We start from the raw sequence: 24,716 nt of genomic DNA, 5'->3' as shown, positions 1-24,716 counted from the left end.
TACGTTCCTGGTAGAGTTGTTGCAGCAGAAAAATTTGGACATGCTCAATCTGGACGACCTTTGGGTTAATGACGATCGTTTTGATACCCCTACAGAAAAGCTTACAGACCCGATTCCAGTTCTTTTCCAAAGTGGTTATCTTACCATTAAAGAATATGAGCGAAGAGGAAAATTGTATCATCTCTGTTTCCCAAATCAGGAAGTAAGACAAGGCTTCTCGAAAAGTCTCGTCAGGTATTATACTGCGCAAGACATGAACAGATATGATGCCATTGTGTATGCTTATTCCAAGAATGTGCTCATCAATGACGACATGGGAGCCTTTATGCCTCACTTGAAGGCATTCTATGATAAGTTCCCATATACGATTATCAACAATAATGAGCGTCACTATCAAGCCGTGATATTCACCATCTTCACCATGCTTGGCGAAGATGTGAAGGTGGAGCATACCACTTCTGATGGAAGAATAGACCTTGTGCTCAAGACGGATAAGAGTATTTTTATCTTTGAGTTGAAATATAAGAAGTCTGCCGACATCGCCATGGCGCAAATCATCGACAAGGACTATGCCAAAGCTTTTGCTGATGATGGGCGGAAGGTTGTGAAAGTGGGTATTAACTTCTCGGAAAACCAGCGAAGTATAGAGGATTGGGTGATAGAATAAATGAAATAGAAGAAAGTTGGTGACCTTCATCAGGTGTATGTCACCACACTATATAGATAAAAATATATCTGAACAGGGGCGGTAACTCGATTTTTTAGGTCGTTACCGCCCCATTTCAAGCATGTTTTGTTCTTTTGTACAGTCGCAGAACTTAGATAATCACCGCTGTTCCGCTGCACGTTACCATCAACATGGAACCGCTGTTGCCCACGGTTTCGTAATCCAGGTCGATGCCTACGATGGCGTTGCAGCCCAGGGATGCGGCACGGTCGGCCATCTCTCTGAGGGCTGTATCCTTTGCCTCGCGGAGGGTGCTTTCGTAAGAACCGCTTCTTCCGCCGATTACATCACGAACACTGGCAAAGAAATCCTTCACAAAGTTGGTACCGATGATGGTTTCGCCAGTCACTACGCCACGATATTCACGGATAGGGTGGCCTTCTATGGTTGGAGTTGTACTTAAAATCATAATATTTTCCTTTCTTTTTATGCTATTATCAATATTAATTATAGATTAGACGATAAAAGATAGCAAAAGGTTGCAGGAAATCCAAAAATATTTGTTACTTTTGCATCGAAAGTTTAATATTTATAGGTTATATGAACAAAAAATTGATGTTTTCGGCAGCACTCGTGATGGCGCTGCTTTCGGCAAACGCTCAGAAAAGGGCGTTTACCATCGAGGATTTGTACAAGGTGAAGGGTGTATATTCTGTGAGCCTTTCGCCAGATGGTAAAACTATCTGCTATACCTCCAGTTCTTCCGACCTGAAGAACCAGAAGTCTAGCTCCGACATCTACATCATGAATGCAGATGGCTCTCATGCCAAGGCTTTCACCGAGGATGGCAAAAGCAGTTCTGCCGTGTGGAGTAAGGATGGAAAGAGTATCTTCTTTACCAATTATGAGAAGGGGACGGCTCAGGTCTATCGCATGAATCTGGCTACCTGCGAGGCGGAACAAGTAACTGATTATGAGTTGGGTATAGATAATCCGGTTATCTCTCCAGATGAGCGATACATCGCCTTTACAGCCGAGGTATATCCCGACCTGGGAGCTGATGCCAAGGCCAACATAGCCCGGATGGAGAAGAAGGACAAGGGACCTGTGCAGGCGCATATTGCCGACAAGTTGCTCTATCGCCATTGGACGAGCTATAGCGATGGCAGATGCAGTCATCTCATCCTTTTCGATACACAGACGAAGACTTACAGGGATCTGACTCCGGGTAATTATTCGCTGATATTCATGGCCGGTGGCGGAATCGCCTATGATTTTTCTCCAGACAGCAAGGAAATCTGTTTTGTCTCCAACCACGATGAGCATCAGGAGGCTAGCACCAATGCCGACCTGTGGACGGTATCTGTGAATGGGGGAGAACCTGTCTGCATCACGAAGGAAAACAAGGCATGGGATGGTACTCCAACCTATTCGCCCGACGGCAAGTATATCGCTTACCGCTTGCAGCAAGTACCTGGCTATGAGTCTGATCGTTTCCGTCTTGCCATCTACGACCGTGCTGCAAGGAAATCTACTATCCTGACAGAGAAGTTTGACAACTGGGTGGATGATTACAAATGGGCACCAGACAGCAAGAGTATCTACTTCCTGGGTGAGGTACGGGGTGCACAACCACTCTACAAGCTCGACATTGCCAGAAAGACCATTTCGCCAGTAGTGACAGGCAAGGCTATCTCTGAGTTTGATTTCGACAATAAGGGGATGGTGTATTATACTTACAGTACGACAGGCAAGCCATCGGCTCTGTATCGTCAGCAGATGAAGAAGTGGAATGGAACTCCTGTGGCTCGCGGCAAGGAACAGCAGATAACTTTCCTCAACCAGAAGTTGGAGGATGAGGTGGATATCCGTCCATCTGAGAGCATCTGGGTGGATGGCGCTGGCGGCGACAAGGTACAGGTGTTCATCGTGAAACCACACAACTTTGATGCCAGCAAGAAGTATCCGCTTATCATCAATGTGCATGGCGGTCCACAGATGCAGTGGATGAATTCCTTCCGTGGCGACTGGCAGGTTTATCCTGCTGCCGGTTATGTGGTGGCTTATCCTAACCCTCACGGTTCTACTGGATATGGGCAGGCCTTTACACGTGCCATTTCCGGCGACTGGGGCGGAAAGGTATTTGAGGATGTGATGAAGGTTACCGACAAGCTGGCAACCCTGGAATATGTTGACTCCACCAGGATGGGAGCGATGGGATGGTCGTATGGCGGCTACATGATGAACTGGCTGCAGGGCCATACCAAGCGATTCAAGTGTCTGGCTTCCATGATGGGCGTATATGACCTGCGTTCTATGTGGGGCAGTACCGAGGAGGTATGGTTCCCTAACTTTGAGCTGGAGGGACAGCCTTACAATTCCGATCTCTACGAGAAGTGGTCGCCATCCTCATATATCAAGAACTTCTCTACGCCAACCCTCGTGATGACGGGCGAGTTGGACTATCGTGTACCTTATACGCAGAGCTTGCAGTATTTCACGGCATTGCAGACCCTGAACATTCCTTCTCGACTGATAGTCTTGAAGTATGATGGTCACTGGCCAAGCAACCTGAAGTCGATGCCGCTCTATTACAATGCGCACCTCGATTGGTTCCATCGCTATCTCGGCGGTGCTCCTGCACCTTGGGACACAGAGAAAATGGTGAATAATGAGATAGAGTACTAAAATGCCTTATATATAATAAGGTGTAGAGAAACTGAAATAATAAAAGCTCCATTCGCATCTGAAATGGCGAATGGAGCTTTTTTTCTGAGAATTAAAAACTTACTTTGTTTCCTGTTCTTCCTGCATATCCAGATACTGGTTGTCCTTGTCGTAGAATTCATACTGGAGGAACGCCAGTTTCTGAGATGGAATTACATTGAAGCCGAAACCATACTTAAACTGCCATTTGCGCTTCAGGGAAATGAAGCCCTTGTTGATGAAGGCAGCTACGTAAGGATTCACATACAAAGTGAATTTCTTGACGCCAATCTTGTTGACTAGGCGGTCGATTTTTCTTTCCAACTGGTCGGTGAAAAGGATGCTCGATTTGATCTTGCCCGAACCGAAGCAGGTAGGGCAGGTCTCCTCTACGTTTACGTCCATGGCAGGGCGTACACGCTGGCGGGTAATCTGCATCAGTCCGAACTTGCTCAGAGGCAGGATGTTGTGCTTGGCACGGTCCTTCTGCATGTTCTTGCACATGCGCTCATAGAGCAGCTGTCGGTCTTCGGCAAGATTCATGTCGATGAAGTCCACCACAATGATTCCTCCCATATCACGGAGTCGCAATTGTCTGGCCAATTCATCGGCAGCGCCGAGGTTTACATCGAGAGCATTCGCTTCCTGACCTTTCTCACGAGTACGGTTGCCGCTGTTTACATCTACCACATGCAGGGCTTCGGTATGCTCGATGATGAGATACGCACCATGCTTGTAGTTGACAACTCTTCCAAAACCAGCCTTGATCTGCTTGGTGATGCTGAAGTTGTCGAAGATAGGCACCTTACCGGTGTAGAGCTTGACTATGCCCGCCTTTTCAGGGGCTATTAGAGAAACATAGTCCTTCACCTCGTTCATCACACCTTCATCGTTGACGAAGATGTTCTCGTAAGATGGGTTAAACAAGTCACGCAGGAGAGCGACGGCTCTTCCGGTCTCCTCGAAAGCGAGTTGCGGGCGCTGCTGGGTCTTCTGCACCTTGGCGATAGCATCCTCCCATCGCTTCACCAGGACTTTCAGCTCAGCATCGAGCTCAGCGACTCTCTTTCCCTCAGCCACAGTGCGGACAATTACACCGCAATTCTTTGGTTTTACGCTGTGAATGAGTTGTTTGAGTCGGGAGCGTTCTTCACCGCTTTTGATTTTCGACGAGACAGAAACTTTATCACCGAATGGCATGAGTACCAGGTATCGTCCTGCGAATGATATTTCGCCCGTAAGACGAGGACCCTTGGTAGAGATTGGTTCCTTTACGATTTGCACCAGCACTTCCTGTCCCACTTTGAGAACATTTTGAATGCTGCCGTCCTTTTCCAATTCAGGCAGTTTGCTGGCTTTAGAGAATGGGAAAAGTTTCTTTCTGTCGCTCTGTACTTGTTTAAGGTACTTCTGGTAGGAATTAAAATGACTTCCCAGGTCAAGATAATGAAGAAAGGCGTCGCGTTCATAACCTACATCTACGAAGCATGCGTTAAGTCCCGGCATGAGTTTCTTAACCTTTGCGATGTAGATGTTTCCCACAGAGAACGAAGCCTCACGTGGTTCATTCTGGTATTCCACCAGCTGCTTATCCTCCATGAGAGCGATAGAAATGTCCTTCTGCTGGACGTCAATTACAACTTCGCTTGTCATACTCTTCAATAATCTTTTTACTTAAAGTTACTAATAACACTTTACAAAAAGGGGCATGCCTATCCATGTTGATATGACACGCCCCCTCAGTCTGTGGAACCGACTGAGAGCATTTTCTGCTTCTAGAAAAGCTTACTTGCTCTTATGTCTGTTCTTACGTAATCTCTTTTTACGCTTGTGAGTAGCCATCTTGTGGCCCTTCTTTTTCTTTCCGTTTGGCATGATTTTAAAATTTTAAAATATTGTTATTATAAAAATGTTAATTCTCTTACTGAGCGTTCTGCATCTCCTCGATGAAGCTCTTAGATGGCTTGAAGCTTGGCAAATCGTGAGCTGGGATGGTGAGAGTGGTGTTCTTAGAGATGTTGCGAGCGGTCTTAGCTGCACGGTGCTTGATGTTGAAGCTACCGAAGCCACGCAGGTAAACATTCTCCTTGTTCTGGATGAGGCTCTTCTTCACCTCCTCCATGAACGACTCTACTACTATGCTAACTTCCTTCTTAGCCATACCAGTAGCGATTGCTACTTCATTTATGATATCTGCTTTGGTCATTTCTCTTCTTTTATTTATTTTTATACTTAATAATCTCAAATCGGTGTGCAAAGATACAAGTTTTTTGCGATATAACAAAATAGTTAAGGCTTTTTTTGCAAAAAAAATGCTCTAAGTATTTGCATATTAGGTTTTTATTCTGTATTTTTGCACTAAAATTGAGAATTTATGGCTTTTAAGAGACATTTTTTAGTGATGATATGGATGGCTTTCAGCGTATTATCGCTGTCTGCCAAAGAGGAGTGGAATGCGGATAATGTGCCGATTCCCTTCCTCCAGGACTCCACGCAGTATGTTTCCGATCCCGATGGCTATGTGGATAGGGCGCTCAAGGATTCGGCTAATTTCTACCTGCAGAAGCTGAAGCTGGAGTGTGGTGTGCAGAATGTGCTCATCATCGTGGGCAGGGTGGCTAACCAGGATGCTTTCAGGATGGCGCAGGATGTGGGCAACAAGTATGGCATCGGCTACAAGAAGAGCCGCAGGGGACTGGTTATCGTGATTGCAGTGGAAGACCACAAGTACTTCATCGCTCCCGGCAGCGGACTGGAGGGAGAGCTGACGGATGTGGACTGCGATGATATTGCCCGTGCCTGCATCGTGAAATACATGCGCGAGGATGCCCCAGGCGAGGCTGTTGCCTCTGTGAGCCGTGCTATATATAATAAGGTGAAAAACGGGCGCACCGGAATTGAATCGGTAGATGAGGGGACGGTGAATGATGAAGAGGATTGGGCACTGGTCGTTATCCTGTTCCTTCTCTTTTTCGGAATCCCGATCTATTACTTCGTCCGTTACATCCTGGAGCAGGTGGGTCTGGTTAAACCAAGACCGAAGGGAAAGGGGAGAAAACAGTCGCGAAGAAGAAATGATGATGACGACTGGTTGCCGCCGTTCTTCATGGGCGGCGGAGGCTTCTCCGGTGGTGGAGGAGGCGGCTTCTCGGGCGGCTCCTTTGGCGGCGGAACATTCTCTGGCGGCGGCTCCGGCGGAAGCTGGTAGTTGCTGATAGCTAATAGTTTATAATTGGTAGATAATAATTAATCAATAATCATTAATCAATAATTGAAAAGTATGAAGAAAACAGGATGGATTATCTTAGGCGTCATCGTAGTGTTGGTGCTCTGGGTGTTCAGTGGTTATAATGGTATGGTAGGAGAGCAGGAGAAGGCTACTACCGAGTTGTCTAACATGCAGGCTCAGTATCAGCGTCGTGCCGATATGATGCCTCAGTTGGCTAAGATCGTAAAGGCTTATGCCAAGCACGAGAAGGAGACCTTCGAGGAGGTGACCAAGGCTCGTGCTTCTGTAGGCCAGGTGAAGCTGGATGTGAATAATCTCACGGAGGCTAGCATGAAGCAGTATGCAGCTGCTCAGGGTGAGTTGGCAAATGCCTTCTCCAAGCTGATGCTGGTGGCTGAAAGATATCCTGAGTTGAAGGCAAGCGAGAATTTTAAGGCTCTCCAGGTTCAGGAGGAAGGCACTGAGAATCGAATCAGCGAGGCTCGCCGTAAGTATAATGAGGCTGTACAGTCTTATAACCAGACGGTTAGAAAGATGCCTAATGCCATCATCGCCGGCATCTTCAATTTCAATGTAATGCCTAAGTTTGAAGCAGCAGCTGGTGCCGAGAAGGCTCCAGACCTGGATATCTAGGCACCGGATGAATCAGTAAGGAATCCAGCCAAAGGGAGATAAACATCCTTTTGGCTGGATTTTTTGTTATCGCTTCCTTTCAATCTGTTACAATCGCCATATTTTATATATATTTTGTATTTCAGATGATTCGTATTTCAGATTTTCTTTGTATCTTTGCACAAAATTTGAGAAAAGTGGCAGAAATGTCACGATAACATTGAAATTTCTATAAGGTAATTACAAATATGAAACAAACAAAGATTGTTGCTTCCATCAGCGATCGCAGATGCGATCAAGATTTTATCCGAAAACTGTTTTTTGCGGGTATGAACGTAGTTCGTATGAATACCGCACATGCTACAGAAGATGGAATCCGTACCATTGTCAAGAACGTTAGAGCTGTATCTCCACATATTGGTATCATGATTGATACCAAGGGTCCGGAGGTGCGCACTACCGACGTAAAGGAGCCTATACATTATAATATAGGTGACGTGGTGAAAATCTTCGGTCGTCCTGATGTAGATTCTTCTCATGATACCGTGAACTTGAGCTATCCTGATATTGCTGCCGATTTGAAGGTGGGCGACGACATCTTGTTTGATGATGGCGAACTCGACATGAAGGTTGTTGATATTCAGGGTCCTATGCTCGTGGCTGAGGTGCAGAACGAGGGAATACTGGGGGCTCACAAGAGCGTGAACGTACCGGGCGAGCACATCGACCTGCCTGCGCTTACTGAGAAAGACCGCAGAAACATCGAGCTTGCCATCGAACTGGATATTGATTTCATTGCTCACTCATTCGTGCGCAATGTAGCAGATGTAAAGGCCGTGCAGGATATTCTCGATGCTCACCACAGCGACATCAAGATCATCTCTAAGATCGAGAACCAGGAGGGTGTAGATAACATCGATGAGATCATCGATGCCTGCTATGGCATCATGATTGCCCGTGGTGACCTGGGTATTGAGGTGCCTATTGAGAGAATCCCTGGTATCCAGCGCCGCATCATTGCCAAGTGCGTGAAGGCTCAGAAGCCGGTAATCGTAGCTACCCAGATGCTCCACACCATGATTAAGAATCCTCGTCCTACACGTGCCGAGGTTACAGATATTGCCAACGCAATCTTCTACCGTACAGATGCCCTGATGCTTTCGGGCGAAACAGCCAGCGGTAAGTATCCGGTAGAGGCTGTTCAGACCATGGCGCGCATTGCAGAGCAGGCAGAGAAGGACAAGTCGCCTCTCAACGACATTGATCCGATGGAGGATGGAAAGATCGACCAGAAGCTCTTCCTGGCTCATGCAGCCATTGAGGCAACCAAGAAGTTGGGCGTTGCCGGCATCATCACCGATGGTGAGACGGGTCAGACTGCCCGCTGCCTGGCTTCGTTCCGTGGTCCTAACCCTGTGCTTGCCATCTGTTACAAGGAGAAGCTTCAGCGCTGGTTGAACCTGAGCTATGGTATTATTCCAATCCATCAGAAGGATCAGGTTTCTGTCAAGGCTATGTTTACCGCAGCGGTACGTATGCTCCGCCAGAAGGGTTACCTGGGCGAGGAAGATAAGATTGCTTACCTGAGTGGTAGCTTCGGTGAGGGTGGAGGAACCACCTTCGTAGAAATCAACAAGGTGAAGAAGATCTTCGATAACAGCTATACCTTCAATTTGCCATCAAACGGCATTGAAGACTAGTAAAAAGGGCATTATTTTAAGAAAAATAATGTGATGGAGTAAATATTGGTGCAAAAATTTGCAGTATTCAAAAAAATGCTGTAATTTTGCACCAATATTTTATAACGAAATTTGTTGAGAATGAAAAAAGTCATTTATTCAGCGCTTGTCGCTTTGACAATGGTCTTGATGCTTAGCAGTTGCGGAAGCACCAAGAACGTAGCTTATTTCCAGAATGCTGATCAGGTGAGTCTAGCAGCTTCAAAGATGCTTTATGACGCCAAGATTATGCCTAAGGACGAATTAACTATTACCGTTTCTACTACCGATCCAAAGGCTGCAATGCCTTTCAACCTTACTGTCTCCAAGACCACTGGTATGGAAGGACAGTTGACAAGTACCCCAACCCTCTTGGGTTACCTGGTAGATAACAATGGTAATATTCAGTTCCCGGTTGTTGGTCAGCTTCATGTAGCTGGTTTGTCCAAGAACCAGTGCGAGGAATTGATCAAGAATAAGGTTCGTCCATACATGTCAGATAAGGAGAATCCTATCGTTACGGTAAGAATGGCAAGTTACCGTGTAGTAGTTACGGGTGAAGTCAATGCTCCAAGAGTAGTAACCGTCCCTCAGGAAAAGATGAGCATCATCGAGGCCTTGGCTTCTGCTGGCGATTTGACCATCTATGGTAAGCGCGAGAATGTGATGCTGATCCGTGAGGATGCTCAGGGAGAGAAGCATATTCATTATCTGAACTTGAATGATGCTAACATCATCAACTCTCCATATTTCTATCTGCAGCAGAATGATGTTATCTATGTAGAGCCTAACAAGGTGAAGGCACAGAACTCAGCTATTGGTTCTGCCACATCACTCTGGTTCTCTGCTGTAAGTATTTTGACATCAGTTGCATCATTGGTTGTCAACATCCTGCGATAACAGCAAGGGATAAAAGGTCAGGAATAACAAACGGAAATACAACATAAATATAGATAAGTATGTGTGGCATAGTAGGATATTTAGGTAAGGGAGACGCTTATCCAGCCCTCATCAAGGGCTTGAAGCGTCTGGAGTACCGCGGATACGATTCTGCGGGAGTTGCCCTTATTAGCAATGACGGCTCTTTGAATGTATATAAGGCAAAGGGCAAGGTGGCAGATTTGGAAGCGTTCTGCGCTGACAAGGATATTTCAGGACATGTAGGTATTGCCCATACACGTTGGGCTACCCATGGAGAGCCTTCAGCTGTGAATGCTCATCCTCATTATTCTTCAAGCAAGAACCTTGCCATGATTCATAATGGTATTATCGAGAACTATGCCGACATCAAGAAGAACCTGATGGCAAAGGGGGTGGAGTTCAAGAGCGAGACCGATACTGAGGTGCTCGTACAGCTCATTGAATACATCCAGGTGAAGAAGGATCTTGATTTGTTGACCGCCGTTCAGGTTGCGCTCCGTCAGGTGATTGGCGCTTACGCCATCGCTATTCTCGACAAGCGTAACCCTGACCAGATTATCGCTGCCCGCAAGCAGAGCCCGCTGGTGGTGGGTATTGGCGAGGACGGAGAGTTCTATCTCGGTTCGGATGCCAGCCCTATCATCGAATATACCGACAAGGTGGTTTACCTGGAGGATGGCAACATCGCCGTGATGCGCCTCGGACAGGAATTGCAGGTGGTGAACATCCAGAACGTAAAGCTCAACCCTGAGGTACAGACCGTGGATATCGATCTAGGTCAGATTGAGAAAGGTGGTTTCCCTCACTTCATGCTGAAGGAAATCTTCGAGCAGCCTGAGTGTCTGCGCAACTGTATGCGTGGCCGTGTGGTGAGCCGCACCGTGGAAACCCGTGTGATGACCGACGGCGACGATACAACCTGCAAGACGGAGACAGAGATGGGCGTAGTGCTCAGTTCTATCACCGACCATCGCCAGCAGCTCCTCAACGCCAAGCGAATCATCATCGTGGCTTGCGGAACATCATGGCACGCTGGACTCATCGGCAAACAGATGATAGAAAACTATTGCCGCATTCCAGTAGAAGTGGAATATGCATCTGAGTTCCGTTACCGCAATCCTGTGGTAACGAAGGACGACGTGGTTATTGCCATCTCCCAGAGTGGTGAAACCGCTGATACCTTGGCTGCCATCAAGCTTGCCAAGGAGAGCGGTGCGTTTATCTATGGTATCTGTAACTCCATCGGTTCTTCCATCGCACGAGAGACAGATACGGGTACCTATATTCACGTAGGTCCGGAGATAGGTGTTGCCTCAACCAAGGCATTCACTGGTCAGGTTACCGTCCTTATCCTCCTGGCACTTGCCATCGGTAAGGAGAAGGGAACCATCAGCGAAAACGAATATCAGAAGATTACAGAGCAGCTCTGGAACATTCCTTCAAAGATGAAGGAGGTGCTGAAGCTCAACAATAAGATAGCTGACTTGAGCCGTACCTTTACGTACGCTCGCAATTTTATCTATCTGGGCCGTGGATTCCAGTATCCTGTAGCCCTGGAGGGCGCTTTGAAGTTGAAGGAGATTAGCTACATCCACGCTGAGGGTTATCCGGCAGCGGAGATGAAACATGGTCCTATCGCCTTGATTGACAGCGATATGCCAGTGGTTGTCATTGCTACCCACAACTTCATGTACGAGAAGGTCTTGTCTAATATCCAGGAGATTAAGGCCCGTCAGGGTCGTGTCATTGCCATTGTCAGCAAGGGCGATGAAACCATTTCCAAGATTGCCGACGAAGTGATTGAACTCCCTGAGACTCTGGAGTGCCTGGAGCCATTGTTGGCTACCATTCCTTTGCAGCTGCTAGCTTACCATGTAGCTGTATGTAAGGGTAAGAATGTTGACCAACCTAGAAATTTGGCCAAGTCAGTTACTGTCGAATAAAAATATAAAGGGAATCGTCGTTTCTTGACGTTTCCCTTTTTTTGGAGGGGTATCCCTCGGATAGGTATATTCAGATTTAACTAAATAAGATAAAGGATAATTTAAAGAGTATGGAACCATTGAAACATGAGTGTGGCGTGGCAATGATCAGATTGCTCAAGCCACTGGAGTATTACCAGCAGAAGTACGGTACTTGGATGTACGCACTCAACAAGCTCTATCTGATGATGGAGAAGCAGCACAACCGTGGACAGGAGGGTGCTGGTATGGCTTGTGTCAAACTGGGCGGAAAGCCAGGACACGAGTATATGTTTCGTGAGCGTGCGGAGGGCAAGAACGCCGTGACCGAAATCTTCGGCAAGGCGAATGCCAACTTCAAGGACTTGACTCCCGAGCAGCTTGCTGATGCTAAGTTTGCCCAAGAGGAACTGCCTTTCGCAGGCGAACTCTACATGGGACACCTGCGCTACAGTACCACCGGAAAGAGTGGCATACAGTATGTACACCCTTTCCTGCGCCGCAACAACTGGAAGGCAAAGAACCTCTGCCTTTGCGGCAACTTCAACATGACCAACGTAGATGAAATCTTCCAGGAACTGACCAAGCAGGGACAGAGCCCTCGCATCTACAGCGATACCTACATCATGCTCGAACTGATGGGCCACCGACTTGACAGAGAGGTGGAGCGAAACTTCGTGGCAGCCAAGGCGATGGAGATGGAGAACACCGACATCACCAACTACATCGAAGACCACGTGAAGATGAGCAACGTGCTCAAGACCACGATGAAGAACTTCGACGGCGGTTATGTGGTCTGCGGTATCACCGGTTCGGGCGAGATGTTTTCCATGCGTGACCCATGGGGCATCCGTCCTGCATTCTATTACAAGAACGATGAAATCGTGGTAGTAGCCAGCGAGCGACCTGTGCTTCAGACCACCTTCGACCTGGAGGCAGAGGATGTGCAGGAACTGATGCCGGGCACGGCACTTCTCGTGAAGAAGAACGGCGAGTGCAGCATCGAGCGCATCATGGAGCAGAAGGGTGATTCAGCCTGCTCTTTCGAACGCATCTACTTCAGTCGTGGTTCCGACAAGGATATTTATCAGGAGCGAAAACAATTGGGCGAGCAGTTGACCCAGCCTATCCTGAAAGCTGTGGATTACGATGTAGATCACACCGTGTTCAGCTACATCCCGAACACAGCCGAGGTGGCTTACTATGGCATGCTGAGTGGTTTCAAGAAGTATCTCAACGAAAGCAAGATAGAACAGATTGCCAACCTCGACCATATTCCATCTAAGGAAGAATTATACGATATTCTCGGCGATTTCGTCCGTTCGGAGAAGATTGCATGGAAGGATATCAAGCTCCGTACCTTCATCACCGAGGGCAACAGCCGCAACGACCTGGCGAGCCACGTGTATGATGTAACCTACGGAAGCATCGAGCCGAATGTGGATAATCTCGTTATCATCGACGACAGTATCGTGCGCGGTACTACCCTGAAGGAGAGCATCCTGCGCATCCTCGACCGTCTGCATCCTAAGAAGATAGTAGTCGTATCCAGTGCCCCTCAGATCCGCTATCCGGATTATTACGGCATCGATATGGCAAGACTGGAAGAGTTCTGCGTGTTCCGTGCAGCCATCCAGCTGCTGAAAGACAGAAAGATGGAGGACCTCATCGAGCAGACCTACGAGGCATGCAAGTTAGAACTTGCCAAGCCGAAGGAAGAGCAGGTGAACCCGGTGCGCGCCATCTACAAGCCATTCACCATCGAGGAAATCAACGAGAAGATAGTAGAGATGCTTCGCCCAGAGGGCATGACCACTCCTATCCAGCTCGTGTTCCAGAGCATCGAGGGCTTGCGCGAGGCGATTCCAAACCACAAGGGCGACTGGTATTTCACCGGTCATTATCCAACCCCAGGCGGCACGAAACTCTGCAACCAGTCGTTTGTGAACTATATCGAAAACGTTTATCATAAATAAGTGAAGAGTGAAGAACGAAGAGTGAAGAATTCATTTGCTCTTATAAGTATGAAATAAAAGAATCAAATGTCAGATATGAAAAAAGTAACCTTAGTTTTGAGCGATGGAACCAAGTTCCATGGCAAATCTTTTGGATATGATGCTCCTGTAGCGGGCGAGGTTGTGTTCAACACAGCCATGATGGGATATCCAGAGAGTTTGACCGACCCTTCTTACGCCGGTCAGTTGATGACACTTACATTCCCTCTCGTGGGAAACTATGGTGTGTCACCATTTACTTTCGAGGAGAACGGTTTGCCAACCTTCATGGAGAGTGACAAGATTTATGCTTCTGCCATCATCGTGAATGATTACAGCGAGCAGTACAGCCACTGGAATGCTGTGGAGAGTCTTGCCGACTGGTTGAAGCGCGAAAAGGTGCCAGGAATCACAGGCATCGACACCCGTGAGTTGACTAAGGTGCTTCGTGAGCATGGTGTGATGATGGGTAAGATTCTCTTTGATGATGAACCAGACAATATCCCTGAGGCTAACTACGAGGGTGTAACTTCGTTGACCAGGTGAGCTGCAAGGAGATTATCCGTTACAACGAGGGTGCCGGCAAGAAGGTGGTACTCGTTGACTGCGGTGTGAAGGCAAACATCATCCGTTGCCTCATCAACAGAGGCGTTGAGGTGATTCGTGTGCCTTGGAATTACGATTACACCGATATGGACTTCGACGGCCTGTTCCTTGCCAATGGTCCTGGCGACCCAGACATGTGTGAGGATGCAGTAAACATTATTCGCAAGCAAATCAGCCAGAGCCGCAAGCCTATCTGCGGTATCTGTATGGGTAACCAGTTGCTTTCAAAGGCAGCTGGTGCTACTATCTACAAGTTGAAGTATGGTCACCGTTCACACAACCAGCCAGTGCGCATGGTAGGAACCAACAATTGCTACATCACCTCTCAGAACCACGGTTATGCCGTGGATGCCAAGACATTGGGCAACGACTGGGAGGAGCTTTTTGTAAATATGAATGATGGCTCTAACGAGGGTATCCGCCACAAGGTGAACCCTTGGTTCTCAAGCCAGTTCCACCCAGAGGCTTGCTCAGGCCCTGTGGATACTGAGTTCATGTTTGATAAGTTTGTAGAAACACTTAAATAATTAGGAAAAAAGATGAAAGACGAAAATATAAAGAAGGTGCTCCTCTTAGGTTCTGGAGCCTTGAAGATCGGTGAAGCAGGTGAGTTCGACTACTCAGGTTCGCAGGCCCTGAAGGCATTGCGCGAGGAAGGTATCGAGACTGTGCTCATCAACCCGAATATCGCAACCGTACAGACATCAGAAGGTGTTGCCGACCAGATTTACTTCCTGCCAGTGCAGCCATACTTCGTAGAGCGTGTCATCCAGAAGGAAAAGCCAGACGGAATCCTCCTCAGCTTCGGTGGTCAGACTGCCCTCAACTGTGGTGTGGAACTCTATCGCCAGGGCATTCTGGAGAAATATAATGTCAAGGTGTTGGGTACTCCTGTTCAGGCTATTATGGATACCGAGGACCGTGAGCTCTTCGTAGAGAAGCTGGATGAAATCAACGTGAAGACCATCAAGAGCGAGGCTTGCGAGAACATCGAGCAGGCCCGCAAGGCTGCTGCCGAGCTCGGTTATCCTGTCATCATCCGTGCTGCTTACGCCTTGGGTGGACTCGGTTCCGGTTTCGCAGACAACGAGGAGGAGCTGAACAAGCTCGCTGAGAAGGCTTTCTCATTCTCTCCACAGGTATTGGTAGAGAAGAGCTTGAAGGGCTGGAAGGAGATTGAGTATGAGGTGGTTCGTGACCGTTACGACAACTGTATCACAGTTTGTAACATGGAGAACTTCGACCCACTGGGAATCCATACCGGTGAGAGTATCGTCATCGCTCCATCTCAGACCCTGAGCAATGCTGAGTATCATAAGCTCCGTGCCCTCGCCATCAAGATTATCCGTCACATCGGAATCGTGGGTGAGTGTAACGTGCAGTATGCCTTCGACCCTAAGAGCGAGGACTATCGCGTGATTGAGGTGAATGCCCGCTTGAGCCGTTCATCTGCCTTGGCTTCTAAGGCTACCGGTTATCCTCTTGCCTTCGTTGCAGCCAAGCTCGGTATGGGTTACGGTCTGTTCGAGTTGAAGAACTCTGTAACCAAGACCACATCAGCCTTCTTTGAGCCAGCATTGGACTACGTAGTTTGTAAGATTCCTCGTTGGGACTTGTCTAAGTTCCGTGGCGTAGATAAGGAGTTGGGTTCATCTATGAAGTCAGTAGGTGAGGTAATGGCCATCGGCCGCAACTTCGAGGAGGCCATCCAGAAGGGTCTTCGTATGATTGGTCAGGGCATGCACGGCTTCGTAGAGAACAAGGAGCTTGAAATCGACGATATCGATGCAGCTTTGCGGGAGCCAACAGATAAGCGTGTATTCGTGATTTCAAAGGCAATGCACAAGGGCTATACCGTAGATCAGATTCACGACTTGACCAAGATTGACAAGTGGTTCCTGGAGAAGTTGAAGCACATCATCGACATCGACGAGGCGATGAAGAAGTGCAACATCAATACCATCGGTCAGAATCTGCTCCGTTCTGCTAAGGTTTATGGTTTCACCGACTTCCAGGTAGCCCGTGCCGTTGGCTTGGAGCAGGAGTTGGGCAATATGCACAAGGCTGCCCTCCTGGTTCGCAACAAGCGCAAGAGCTATGGCATCCTGCCTGTAGTGAAGCAGATTGATACCCTGGCAGCAGAGTATCCTGCTCAGACCAACTACCTCTATGTAACTTACGCTGGCGTGAAGAGCGACATCACCTTCGAGAACGACCACCGTTCTATCATCGTACTCGGTTCAGGTGCTTACCGCATCGGTTCTTCCGTAGAGTTCGACTGGTGTGGCGTTCAGGCATTGAACACCATCCGCAAGGAAGGCTGGCGCTCAGTGATGATCAACTACAACCCAGAGACCGTATCTACCGACTACGATATGTGCGACCGTCTCTACTTCGACGAGTTGACCTTCGAGCGTGTGATGGATATCATCGAGATGGAGCAGCCTCATGGCGTCATCGTATCTACCGGTGGTCAGATTCCAAACAACTTGGCTATGCACCTGGATGCACAGAACGTGCCAATCCTGGGTACTGCTGCCAAGGACATCGATAATGCTGAGGACCGTGCCAAGTTCTCTCAGATGTTGACCAACAACGGCATCAACCAGCCAGAGTGGAGCGCCCTGACCTCTATGGAGGACATCGACAACTTCATCGAGCGTGTAGGTTTCCCAGTATTGGTTCGTCCTAGCTACGTGCTTTCTGGTGCTGCGATGAACGTATGTTCTAATGAGGAAGAGCTGAAGCGATTCCTGCAGTTGGCAGCCAACGTAAGTGAGGATCACCCAGTGGTAGTAAGTAAGTTTATCGAACATGCCAAGGAGATTGAGATGGATGCAGTGGCAAAGAATGGCGAGGTGATTGCCTATGCGATTTCCGAGCACATCGAGTTTGCCGGTGTTCACTCAGGCGATGCAACCATCCAGTTCCCTCCTCAGAAGTTGTATGTTGAGACAGTTCGTCGTGTGAAGCGAGTAGGTCGTCAGATTGCCAAGGAGTTGCACATCAACGGTCCGTTCAACATCCAGTTCATGGCTCGTGACAATGATATTCTCGTTATCGAGTGTAACTTGCGTGCCAGCCGTTCGTTCCCATTCGTGAGCAAGGTATTGAAGATTAACCTCATCGAGTTGGCTACCCGTGTGATGCTCGGTTTGCCAGTAGAGAAGCCCCACAAGAACCTCTTCGATCTCGACTATGTAGGTATCAAGGCATCCCAGTTCAGCTTCAACCGTCTGCAGAAGGCAGACCCTGTATTGGGTGTGGATATGAGCAGTACAGGTGAGGTAGGTTGCTTGGGCGACGATACATCTACCGCTCTCTTGAAGAGTATGCTTTCTGTGGGTCATCGCATTCCAGCCAAGAACATCCTGCTTTCTACAGGTTCTGCCAAGCAGAAGGTAGATTTGCTCGATGCTGCCCAGATGCTGGTTAAGCATGGTTACAAGCTGTATGCAACTGGTGGTAGTAGCAAGTTCCTCACCGAGAACGGCATTGAGAACACCCGTGTACTCTGGCCATCAGAGGAGGCAGAAGGCGGTGCGCCTAAGGCTTTGGAGATGCTCCACAACCACGAGATTGATATGGTAGTGAATATTCCAAAGAACTTGACCAGCAGCGAGTTGAGCAATGGTTACAAGATTCGTCGTGCAGCCATCGACCTGAACGTGCCATTGATTACCAACAGCCGTCTGGCGAGTGCGTTCATCTATGCATTCTGCACCACTAAGCTCGAGGATATCGACATCAAGGCTTGGGGAGAGTATAAATAGTTGATAGTTAATAGTTAAGAATTGATAGTTAGTAGTTAAGAATTGACAGTTAAGTCATTCTTGATGATTCCCAATAGAAAAATCCCTGCTGTAGGAAAGGCTTCCTATGGCAGGGATTTTTTAGATAATAAACGTCTTACTCAAATTCAATATGCTCTTGTGAAGGAATACGGAAAGAGAACCATGTTTCTCCATTTTTGTTGGTGATAGCTAAGTCTCCTCGTGTAATAGTGTCCATGCCAATGATAATGTCATTGTCTTCCAAATCACAGGCAAGAACTTCCAAATCTTTTATCCAAGCACCTTCTTTGGCAAAATATAGGCTTATTTTATAAGTGTAAGCCTCTACATTTCCGCCAATTCCTGCAATTATGGCTTTTTGGATAGGTTCCAGTCCTAAAGCATCTGCTATGTTTCTTGATATAATAGTGTTTGTAGCACCTGTATCCCAAAGAACATCCTTGGCTTCGCAATATTCAAGTTTATTGTTTGTTGCAGGTTTTATCACAAAACAACTTGACAGGATGCTTTCAGCCTTTGCTGGATATTTTTGTGTAATAGACTTTTTCATCTTGAAGTTTTTTATTGAGCCTTAACCTTGTGGATGGTAGCGAGTCGTGCTATGTGTCCTTTCGGAAGTGGAGACATTGTAATTTCGCTACGAGCAGGAAAAAACTTGTCGATGTCTTTGTAGTCTATGGTATGAACTTGTATTTTCTTGTCTTTTGTTTCCATATAGCTTTCCTTTCTTTTATTATTGTTGCAAAGATACGCTGAATATTCGAAACTACCAAACTTTTCTAGTAATTTTTGAGATTTATAATCAAATGTTAAGGGTGCACCAAAAAAGCAGTGGTAACTTTTGGTATGTCAAAATGAAGTCGTAATTTTGCAGCATCAAATAACTCTATAATCGAAAAAAAACTTCAAAAGAAGTGATTTTCTCAGATTTTATTTGTACTTTTGCCATGTCATTCAGAGTTTTATTTGTTTTTAAATGCAACACTAAAATAAGTGAAATTTCTGATATGGCAAAAATCTGTGCAACTTTTTGTTGCTAGGGTGCTTGTAAAAAGTGTTAAATTATAGTGTTGCGGAAATTAGGATAAGATGAAACGTTATTTAATTCTTTCACTTTGCATTGTATTTTCTATAACATGCTTAGGACAAAAAAGAGTGAACCGGCCTAAAGTTTATTTTAACAATGAAGGGGTAATACTTAACAAAGTTATTGGTTGGGCTTATGACCACAATACAGGTGAATGGATTGACTGGGTTAACTGCATAAAAGCTAAAAAACTTAGCAAAAAAATCAGAACTCAGACAAAACAAAATGCCATCTTCTTGTCAGATTGTTTTAACAATATTATTAGTCTTCAATTTAAAACTATAAAACTAAATAATATTCCTTATTATGTTTTGGTATGGGAAAAATATAACGGAGCATATAGATATCCTAATATTCGTGAAGATTGGCAATATTGGAAAGAAAAGATTTTCTTAATGTTTACCGAGGAAGATATGAAGATACTTCGAAACCTTTCCAATTCACCAATTATATTGAATCTTCTAGCTCCAATGAAAAGTGAATTAGAAAGAAATATAATAGACGAAGACATCATCCAGACTTCTATGAGTAAGTTGTATCCACTGAAACTGTCTTTCATTATTTATAAAGCAACAGATGGTTGTTCTATCAGATTTAAGTTCATAAAGAACTCGCATGATGCGGACATTGACAAACAATATTTTGAAATAAGTGAAGCTGACTACCAAAAGTTTATCAATGTAAAGCCATAAGTAGCAGACTGCAAGAATAAGTTGGCTTGTGGAGATTCTTGTTCAAACTAGCAGGACATATGCCAAGAGAAATCTACTTTAATGAGGATATATCTTGAGTGGCACCAAAAATAGGAACAGCCGTATGCCGAACGGCACGTACGGTGGTGTAAGAGTTCGGAAAACGAGAGTAGGAAGAAAACTACTTCGTTTTCCTGCTACTCGATTTTAAACAAAAAAGCCGTGAAAACTTTGGTTGTTTCAAAATAAAGCCGTAACTTTGCACATATAAACTGGTTAAATTTCATAGCATGATGAAACAGCAAGTAAAACAAGTACCATACGGAGTGTCTGATTTCGCCACGGTGATGAGTCAGAATCTATATTATGTCGATAAGACGATGTTTTTGCCAGAGCTGGAGAAGCAGCCTCGCAATCTCTTCTTCGTTCGTCCCCGTCGTTTTGGAAAAAGCCTGTTTCTCAGTATGCTCTACTCTTACTATGACTGTAATCAGAAGGAGAATTTCGAAAAACTCTTCGGTAATTTGTGGATAGGCCAGCATCCTACATCCCTGCAAGGAATTTACCAGGTACTGTTCCTGGATTTTTCTCAAATTACAGGTAAGATAGAAGTTTTGGAGGAAAGATTCAACGCCTATCTCTGTATCAAGTTGGATAGTTTTGCAGAGCAGTATGCTGCATATTATGGTGATAAGAAGGTTCAGGAAATCAAGACTAAGACACAGTATGCTGATAAGATGCAGATAATCTTTGATGCAGCCAAGGCAAATCATTTTCAGCTTTATCTTATCATCGATGAATATGATAATTTTACTAATGTAGTGCTCAATGAGCATGGTGAGAAAGTGTATCATGCCATTACTCATGCTGATGGTTTCTATCGGGATGTCTTCAAGAAGTTCAAGGGAAACTTCGAGCGCATCTTCATGATGGGTGTCAGTCCTGTAACCCTGGATGATGTGACAAGTGGGTATAATGTGGGATGGAATATCTCCGTAAAGCCAGAGTTCGACGAGATGCTGGGCTTCTCTACCAAGGATGTAGTCGAGATGTTCACTTATTATAAGGAGATGGGAAGCATTCCTGCAGATAGTGATGTGGAAGCCATCGTCAACGATATGAAGCCTTGGTACGACAACTATTGCTTTGCAGAAGAAGCATTGAATAAGAGTGTCAGAATGTTTAATTGCGACATGGTGCTCTACTATCTCCGCAACTACATGGATTACGGACGCTCTCCTCGGCAGATGATAGACCCGAATACCAAGACCGATTATGGCAAGATGAAGAAGCTCTTACAATTCGATAAGTTGGATGGCGAGCGCAAGGGTATCATCCACAAGATTGCGGAAGAGGGACAGATTGTTGCCCAACTGGAGGAACAGTTCTCTGCCTATCAGATACCGAAGGCTGAAATCTTCCCAAGTTTGCTGTTTTATTATGGTATGTTGACCATCAAGGGTACACGTGGTTCTAAGTTGATTTTGGGCATTCCTAATAATAATGTTCGCAAACAATATTACGGATATTTGGAAGAAGAGTATCAGGCAAAGTCGTATGTAGATACCAACAGATTGACGGATTACTATTACGACATGGCTTATGAAGGAGTATGGGAGGAAGGACTGCGTTTCATGGCTGATGCCTACGCTAAGGTTTCTTCTGTGCGTGACGGAATAGAATCGGAGCGAAATCTGCAAGGTTTCTTTATGGCATACTTGAATCTCAACGATTATTACATCACGGCTCCCGAATTGGAGTTGAATCATGGCTATTGTGATTTCTTCCTGTTGCCTGATCATACCCATTATGCCAGTCAGCACAGCTATATCATCGAACTCAAGGTTCTCTCCAGAAAGGAGTTTGATGAAGAGTTGAAGGATGTCTTGAAGGAAGATGGTAGCCCTATGAAGAAGTCGGAGAAGCAATGGTTGGATGCTGTGGAACAGATTAGGCGATATGCCGATGCTCCAAGGGTTGAGTCTCTTCGCCAGGGCACAACGCTTCATAAGATTATCATGCAGTTTAAGGGCTGGGAGTTGGCAAGAATAGAGGAAATAGAGTAAAAGATAGGTTCGTAGAACGTAGAGTGATGAGCTGGCAGGAGCTTGCTCACCTCTACTGTCCTCACAGCCGTTCCAAGGGATATGCTGCGAGAGATGAGTTTATGGAGTGGGGGTATAGCTTTGTTAGTAATAAATAACTTTACAAGTTAAATTTGGTGGAAAAATCTCTTAAGAGAAACTTTCTTTTTCCTTAAGGAAAAATATATTTTCCCTTAAGGAAAAAAATAAAAACCCTTAAGGGAAAATTCTCCATCTCTTTTTTCCCCATTTTTCGGGCGTTTCCGCCTGATTCTCTCTTCTTTGAATATTATTTACATGAATATGGAGAGCATTGCTCGCATCCGTATGCAGTTTGTGCGTCACCGTGCAGTGGTGGTCAAGATATCCCGCTCTCCCGATTTTCTGGAAGTAGCCTGATATCTGTATGAGGAGCAGAAGTGCTGAATTCAAGAAAAAATCCCACGATTTTCTTGCTCAATAAGAATAAAAACCTTATCTTTGCAGCAGACTTAGAAGAAAACCGAATATCTCGGAACAAACAAGTGATAAATGATAAGGAGACAATTTTATGAAACAGATTGAGGAAAGATACATCAGCCTGCTGACCGATTTCGGCTTCAAGCGAATTTTTGGAACGGCAATGAACAAGGATTTGCTCATTTGCTTCCTCAACAGCCTGTTTAATGGCAGACAGGTTGTGAAGGATGTGGCGTATCTGAATCCTGAGCACGTGGGAGATGTCTATACCGATCGAAAGGCCATCTTCGACGTGTATTGTGAAGGAGAAAACGGCGAGAAATTCATCGTAGAAATGCAGAATGCCTATCAAACATATTTCAAGGACCGCTCACTCTTCTACTCGACTTTCCCTATTCGTGAACAGGCTCCCAAGGGTAGTGACTGGGATTTCAAGCTCAATCATGTCTATACTGTTGCCCTGCTCAACTTCAACATGAACGAGGATGCCTTCGACAAGGAGAAAATCCGCCATCATGTACAGTTGTGCGATACTGCTACCCACAAGGTATTCTATGATAAGCTGGAGTTTATCTATGTAGAGATTGCCAAGTTCGACAAGACCCTGGAAGAATTGGAAACGCTATATGACAAATGGCTTTATGCGCTGAAGAACCTCTATAAGCTTACCCAGCGCCCGAAAGAGCTGTGCGATAAGATTTTCGACCGTCTCTTTGAGGAAGCCGAGATTGCCAAGTTTACCCCGCAGGAAATGAGGGAGTATGAAGCAAGTAAGATGGCATATCGTGACATCAAGAATTCCATTGATACTGCGAAAAGAGAAGGTAAAAGAGAAGGTAAAATAGAAGCTAATACAGAAACAGCCCAACGTTTGCTGGCTATGGGACTTTCTGCAGAACAGGTTGCTAAGGCAACTCTGCTACCTTTGAAAATCATTGAGAATCTTCGTAATTCATAAAAAAAAGCGTATTACTGAGTATCAGAAACTAAGAGTTCATCGGATTATTTTTGGTAAGCATTATGATGGAAGCAAAGATTCGTAAACCTGCAGTAGCAGGTAGTGTGAATTCATACCCACGGCAAGAATGAAATCTACGTTCTGTGTTGCGTCCAAATACCACTTGGGTGGGTGCATAATCTTTTAAAGAATCAAAAAACTAAGAATATGGCAAGAGCAACAGGTTCAATCAATTATTTGGAGCATCGCACGCCCTTCAAGGACGAAAGCGGTAAGTATCAGATACATCCGATGTTTGTGAAGCGGGATGTCGTTGACCAGGAGAAGATGGAGAAACGTGTTCGCGATCATTGTGCGATGAATGTTTCCTCCTTTATCTCTGCATTGGAAACGCTGGAGGATGAAACGCTTTATGCCTTGGCTGACGGCAACGAGGTGAGGGTAGGTGATATGTTTATCGTCAAGCCTAAACTGGGCGTGGTGAAGCATAAGGATAAGGAGGGAAATGAATGGAAGAAGACCTATCATGAGGGCGACCTGATTCCTGCCAACGAAGTAGCTGTCTGCGGTTTGGAAATTCAGCCCACAAAGGAATTCCTGGAAAGATTGAAACGTCGTTCTAACGGTTGTAGTCGCCAGTATTGGAATGTGAAATTTGCTCCGAAGGAGGCGGATCAGGAGTTTGCCGACATTGTGGAGATTTGCCAGCAGCAGGGATATATCACGGTGAAGGATATGATTCGCAAATTCGGTGTCACCCGCTATCATGCCAATAAGGTATTGAATGATCTCTGTGAGGAACCGGCAGCCAGAATGTATGCTACCAAAGAAGGTCCTGTTACGATCTATCGTTTGAGAAAGAAGGAATGATGATAGGAAGTTGAAGTAAACGGCTTTTGGGGTTCAAGTAAGTATCTTTTGGGGTGCAAGTAAGCATCCTTTTGGGTTGAAGTAAGTATCCTTTTGGGTTGAAGTAAGTATCTTGTCGGGTGCAATCAAGTATCTTCCCAACTGTTGCTACTAGGCTCAGCACCTCTGCCGAGCCTAGTCAGCAGGTCTGCTGACTGCTGTCAGCACCTCTGTCGAGCCTAGTGGCAACCCCTTGTTATCGTACAACTACAGGGCAGACGCATTAAATCTTTTACTCGTCAATATCTATGGTGTATCACTATAACTTATTGAATATTAACATTATATATTTGCATATATGAAATATTTTTCGTATCTT

Annotated in this window: 18 protein-coding genes and 1 pseudogene; 15 read left to right on the top strand and 4 right to left on the bottom strand. The window is 45.9% G+C overall.

The annotated features are described in order from the left end of the window. The first annotated feature begins 40 nt into the window (after nucleotides 1-40). Nucleotides 41-667, top strand: coding sequence for a PD-(D/E)XK nuclease domain-containing protein (locus DW830_RS17270; protein WP_410524487.1), 627 nt, complete (start codon nucleotides 41-43; stop codon nucleotides 665-667). 151 nt (nucleotides 668-818) lie between these two features. Here DW830_RS17270 and DW830_RS05030 read toward each other — a convergent pair whose 3' ends face one another. Further along, nucleotides 819-1,136 carry a heavy metal-binding domain-containing protein gene (locus DW830_RS05030; protein WP_006847412.1) on the bottom strand — a complete coding sequence of 106 codons (318 nt, stop codon included), beginning with the start codon at nucleotides 1,134-1,136 and terminating at the stop codon, nucleotides 819-821. Between the two features lie 131 nt (nucleotides 1,137-1,267). Between DW830_RS05030 and DW830_RS05025 the strand changes: the two genes are divergently transcribed. Continuing rightward, nucleotides 1,268-3,355 (top strand): alpha/beta hydrolase family protein, encoded by a 2,088-nt coding sequence (locus DW830_RS05025; protein WP_119249126.1) that lies wholly within the window; start codon nucleotides 1,268-1,270, stop codon nucleotides 3,353-3,355. Nucleotides 3,356-3,454: 99 nt separating this feature from the next. Here DW830_RS05025 and DW830_RS05020 read toward each other — a convergent pair whose 3' ends face one another. Next, nucleotides 3,455-5,026 carry a ribonuclease E/G gene (locus DW830_RS05020; RefSeq protein ID WP_117661859.1) on the bottom strand — a complete coding sequence of 524 codons (1,572 nt, stop codon included), beginning with the start codon at nucleotides 5,024-5,026 and terminating at the stop codon, nucleotides 3,455-3,457. 268 nt (nucleotides 5,027-5,294) lie between these two features. Then, nucleotides 5,295-5,579, bottom strand: a complete 285-nt coding sequence (locus tag DW830_RS05015; RefSeq protein ID WP_089545246.1) for an HU family DNA-binding protein — start codon at nucleotides 5,577-5,579, stop codon at nucleotides 5,295-5,297. Nucleotides 5,580-5,747: 168 nt separating this feature from the next. On the opposite strand from DW830_RS05015, the gene DW830_RS05010 reads away from it, so the two are divergent. The 8 genes and pseudogenes from DW830_RS05010 to carB all read left to right on the top strand — a co-directional run bounded on the left by DW830_RS05010 (nucleotide 5,748) and on the right by carB (nucleotide 18,187). Then, entirely contained in the window at nucleotides 5,748-6,581 is an 834-nt protein-coding gene (locus DW830_RS05010) for a TPM domain-containing protein (RefSeq protein ID WP_119249125.1), read from the top strand. Between the two features lie 72 nt (nucleotides 6,582-6,653). Beyond that, complete coding sequence (locus DW830_RS05005) at nucleotides 6,654-7,235, top strand: LemA family protein (RefSeq protein WP_089545244.1); 582 nt, start codon at nucleotides 6,654-6,656, stop codon at nucleotides 7,233-7,235. 227 nt (nucleotides 7,236-7,462) lie between these two features. Next, nucleotides 7,463-8,914, top strand: a complete 1,452-nt coding sequence (pyk, locus tag DW830_RS05000; RefSeq protein WP_119249124.1) for a pyruvate kinase — start codon at nucleotides 7,463-7,465, stop codon at nucleotides 8,912-8,914. Between the two features lie 120 nt (nucleotides 8,915-9,034). Then, complete coding sequence (locus tag DW830_RS04995) at nucleotides 9,035-9,832, top strand: polysaccharide biosynthesis/export family protein (protein ID WP_089545242.1); 798 nt, start codon at nucleotides 9,035-9,037, stop codon at nucleotides 9,830-9,832. 59 nt (nucleotides 9,833-9,891) lie between these two features. Next, nucleotides 9,892-11,796 carry a glutamine--fructose-6-phosphate transaminase (isomerizing) gene (gene glmS, locus DW830_RS04990; RefSeq protein ID WP_119249123.1) on the top strand — a complete coding sequence of 635 codons (1,905 nt, stop codon included), beginning with the start codon at nucleotides 9,892-9,894 and terminating at the stop codon, nucleotides 11,794-11,796. 110 nt (nucleotides 11,797-11,906) lie between these two features. After that, complete coding sequence (locus tag DW830_RS04985) at nucleotides 11,907-13,790, top strand: amidophosphoribosyltransferase (RefSeq protein WP_119249122.1); 1,884 nt, start codon at nucleotides 11,907-11,909, stop codon at nucleotides 13,788-13,790. A gap of 75 nt (nucleotides 13,791-13,865) precedes the next feature. After that, nucleotides 13,866-14,941: pseudogene (gene carA, locus DW830_RS04980) on the top strand (glutamine-hydrolyzing carbamoyl-phosphate synthase small subunit). Nucleotides 14,942-14,953: 12 nt separating this feature from the next. Beyond that, nucleotides 14,954-18,187, top strand: coding sequence for a carbamoyl-phosphate synthase (glutamine-hydrolyzing) large subunit (gene carB, locus DW830_RS04975; RefSeq protein WP_119249121.1), 3,234 nt, complete (start codon nucleotides 14,954-14,956; stop codon nucleotides 18,185-18,187). 136 nt (nucleotides 18,188-18,323) lie between these two features. On the opposite strand, the gene DW830_RS04970 is transcribed toward carB, so the two are convergent. Further along, nucleotides 18,324-18,758: a retropepsin-like aspartic protease gene (locus DW830_RS04970; protein ID WP_119249120.1), complete on the bottom strand. Its 435-nt coding sequence runs from the start codon at nucleotides 18,756-18,758 to the stop codon at nucleotides 18,324-18,326. Between the two features lie 539 nt (nucleotides 18,759-19,297). On the opposite strand from DW830_RS04970, the gene DW830_RS04965 reads away from it, so the two are divergent. The 5 genes from DW830_RS04965 (at nucleotide 19,298) to DW830_RS04950 (ending at nucleotide 24,358) form a co-directional block, all read left to right on the top strand. After that, a complete protein-coding gene (locus DW830_RS04965; protein ID WP_158573444.1) occupies nucleotides 19,298-19,987 on the top strand; it encodes a hypothetical protein in 690 nt (229 codons plus the stop codon). Between the two features lie 293 nt (nucleotides 19,988-20,280). Beyond that, nucleotides 20,281-22,053 (top strand): ATP-binding protein, encoded by a 1,773-nt coding sequence (locus tag DW830_RS04960; RefSeq protein ID WP_199656062.1) that lies wholly within the window; start codon nucleotides 20,281-20,283, stop codon nucleotides 22,051-22,053. Between the two features lie 26 nt (nucleotides 22,054-22,079). Next, a complete protein-coding gene (locus tag DW830_RS16345; RefSeq protein ID WP_147487216.1) occupies nucleotides 22,080-22,190 on the top strand; it encodes a DUF4248 domain-containing protein in 111 nt (36 codons plus the stop codon). A 431-nt stretch (nucleotides 22,191-22,621) separates the two neighbouring features. After that, a complete protein-coding gene (locus DW830_RS04955) occupies nucleotides 22,622-23,488 on the top strand; it encodes an Rpn family recombination-promoting nuclease/putative transposase (RefSeq protein WP_119249117.1) in 867 nt (288 codons plus the stop codon). A gap of 207 nt (nucleotides 23,489-23,695) precedes the next feature. Continuing rightward, nucleotides 23,696-24,358 (top strand): hypothetical protein, encoded by a 663-nt coding sequence (locus DW830_RS04950; protein WP_119249116.1) that lies wholly within the window; start codon nucleotides 23,696-23,698, stop codon nucleotides 24,356-24,358. The last annotated feature ends 358 nt before the right edge of the window (nucleotides 24,359-24,716 follow it).

The organism is Prevotella sp. AM34-19LB (assembly GCF_003468525.1).
Taxonomy (GTDB): domain Bacteria; phylum Bacteroidota; class Bacteroidia; order Bacteroidales; family Bacteroidaceae; genus Prevotella.
Note: the sequence above shows the minus strand (reverse complement) of the source record. Positions and strands in the feature narration are given on the sequence as shown.

Coding starts and splice junctions, on each gene's coding strand:
- DW830_RS05025 (WP_119249126.1), top strand. CDS start 1,268: ATGAACAAAAAATTGATGTTTTCGGCAGCACTCGTGATGGCGCTGCTT.
- glmS (WP_119249123.1), top strand. CDS start 9,892: ATGTGTGGCATAGTAGGATATTTAGGTAAGGGAGACGCTTATCCAGCC.
- DW830_RS05005 (WP_089545244.1), top strand. CDS start 6,654: ATGAAGAAAACAGGATGGATTATCTTAGGCGTCATCGTAGTGTTGGTG.
- DW830_RS04950 (WP_119249116.1), top strand. CDS start 23,696: ATGGCAAGAGCAACAGGTTCAATCAATTATTTGGAGCATCGCACGCCC.
- DW830_RS04955 (WP_119249117.1), top strand. CDS start 22,622: ATGAAACAGATTGAGGAAAGATACATCAGCCTGCTGACCGATTTCGGC.
- DW830_RS05020 (WP_117661859.1), bottom strand. CDS start 5,026: ATGACAAGCGAAGTTGTAATTGACGTCCAGCAGAAGGACATTTCTATC.
- DW830_RS16345 (WP_147487216.1), top strand. CDS start 22,080: ATGAGCTGGCAGGAGCTTGCTCACCTCTACTGTCCTCACAGCCGTTCC.
- DW830_RS05030 (WP_006847412.1), bottom strand. CDS start 1,136: ATGATTTTAAGTACAACTCCAACCATAGAAGGCCACCCTATCCGTGAA.
- DW830_RS17270 (WP_410524487.1), top strand. CDS start 41: ATGCTCAATCTGGACGACCTTTGGGTTAATGACGATCGTTTTGATACC.
- DW830_RS04965 (WP_158573444.1), top strand. CDS start 19,298: ATGAAACGTTATTTAATTCTTTCACTTTGCATTGTATTTTCTATAACA.
- pyk (WP_119249124.1), top strand. CDS start 7,463: ATGAAACAAACAAAGATTGTTGCTTCCATCAGCGATCGCAGATGCGAT.
- DW830_RS04985 (WP_119249122.1), top strand. CDS start 11,907: ATGGAACCATTGAAACATGAGTGTGGCGTGGCAATGATCAGATTGCTC.
- DW830_RS04970 (WP_119249120.1), bottom strand. CDS start 18,758: ATGAAAAAGTCTATTACACAAAAATATCCAGCAAAGGCTGAAAGCATC.
- DW830_RS04995 (WP_089545242.1), top strand. CDS start 9,035: ATGAAAAAAGTCATTTATTCAGCGCTTGTCGCTTTGACAATGGTCTTG.
- carB (WP_119249121.1), top strand. CDS start 14,954: ATGAAAGACGAAAATATAAAGAAGGTGCTCCTCTTAGGTTCTGGAGCC.
- DW830_RS05015 (WP_089545246.1), bottom strand. CDS start 5,579: ATGACCAAAGCAGATATCATAAATGAAGTAGCAATCGCTACTGGTATG.
- DW830_RS05010 (WP_119249125.1), top strand. CDS start 5,748: ATGGCTTTTAAGAGACATTTTTTAGTGATGATATGGATGGCTTTCAGC.
- DW830_RS04960 (WP_199656062.1), top strand. CDS start 20,281: ATGAAACAGCAAGTAAAACAAGTACCATACGGAGTGTCTGATTTCGCC.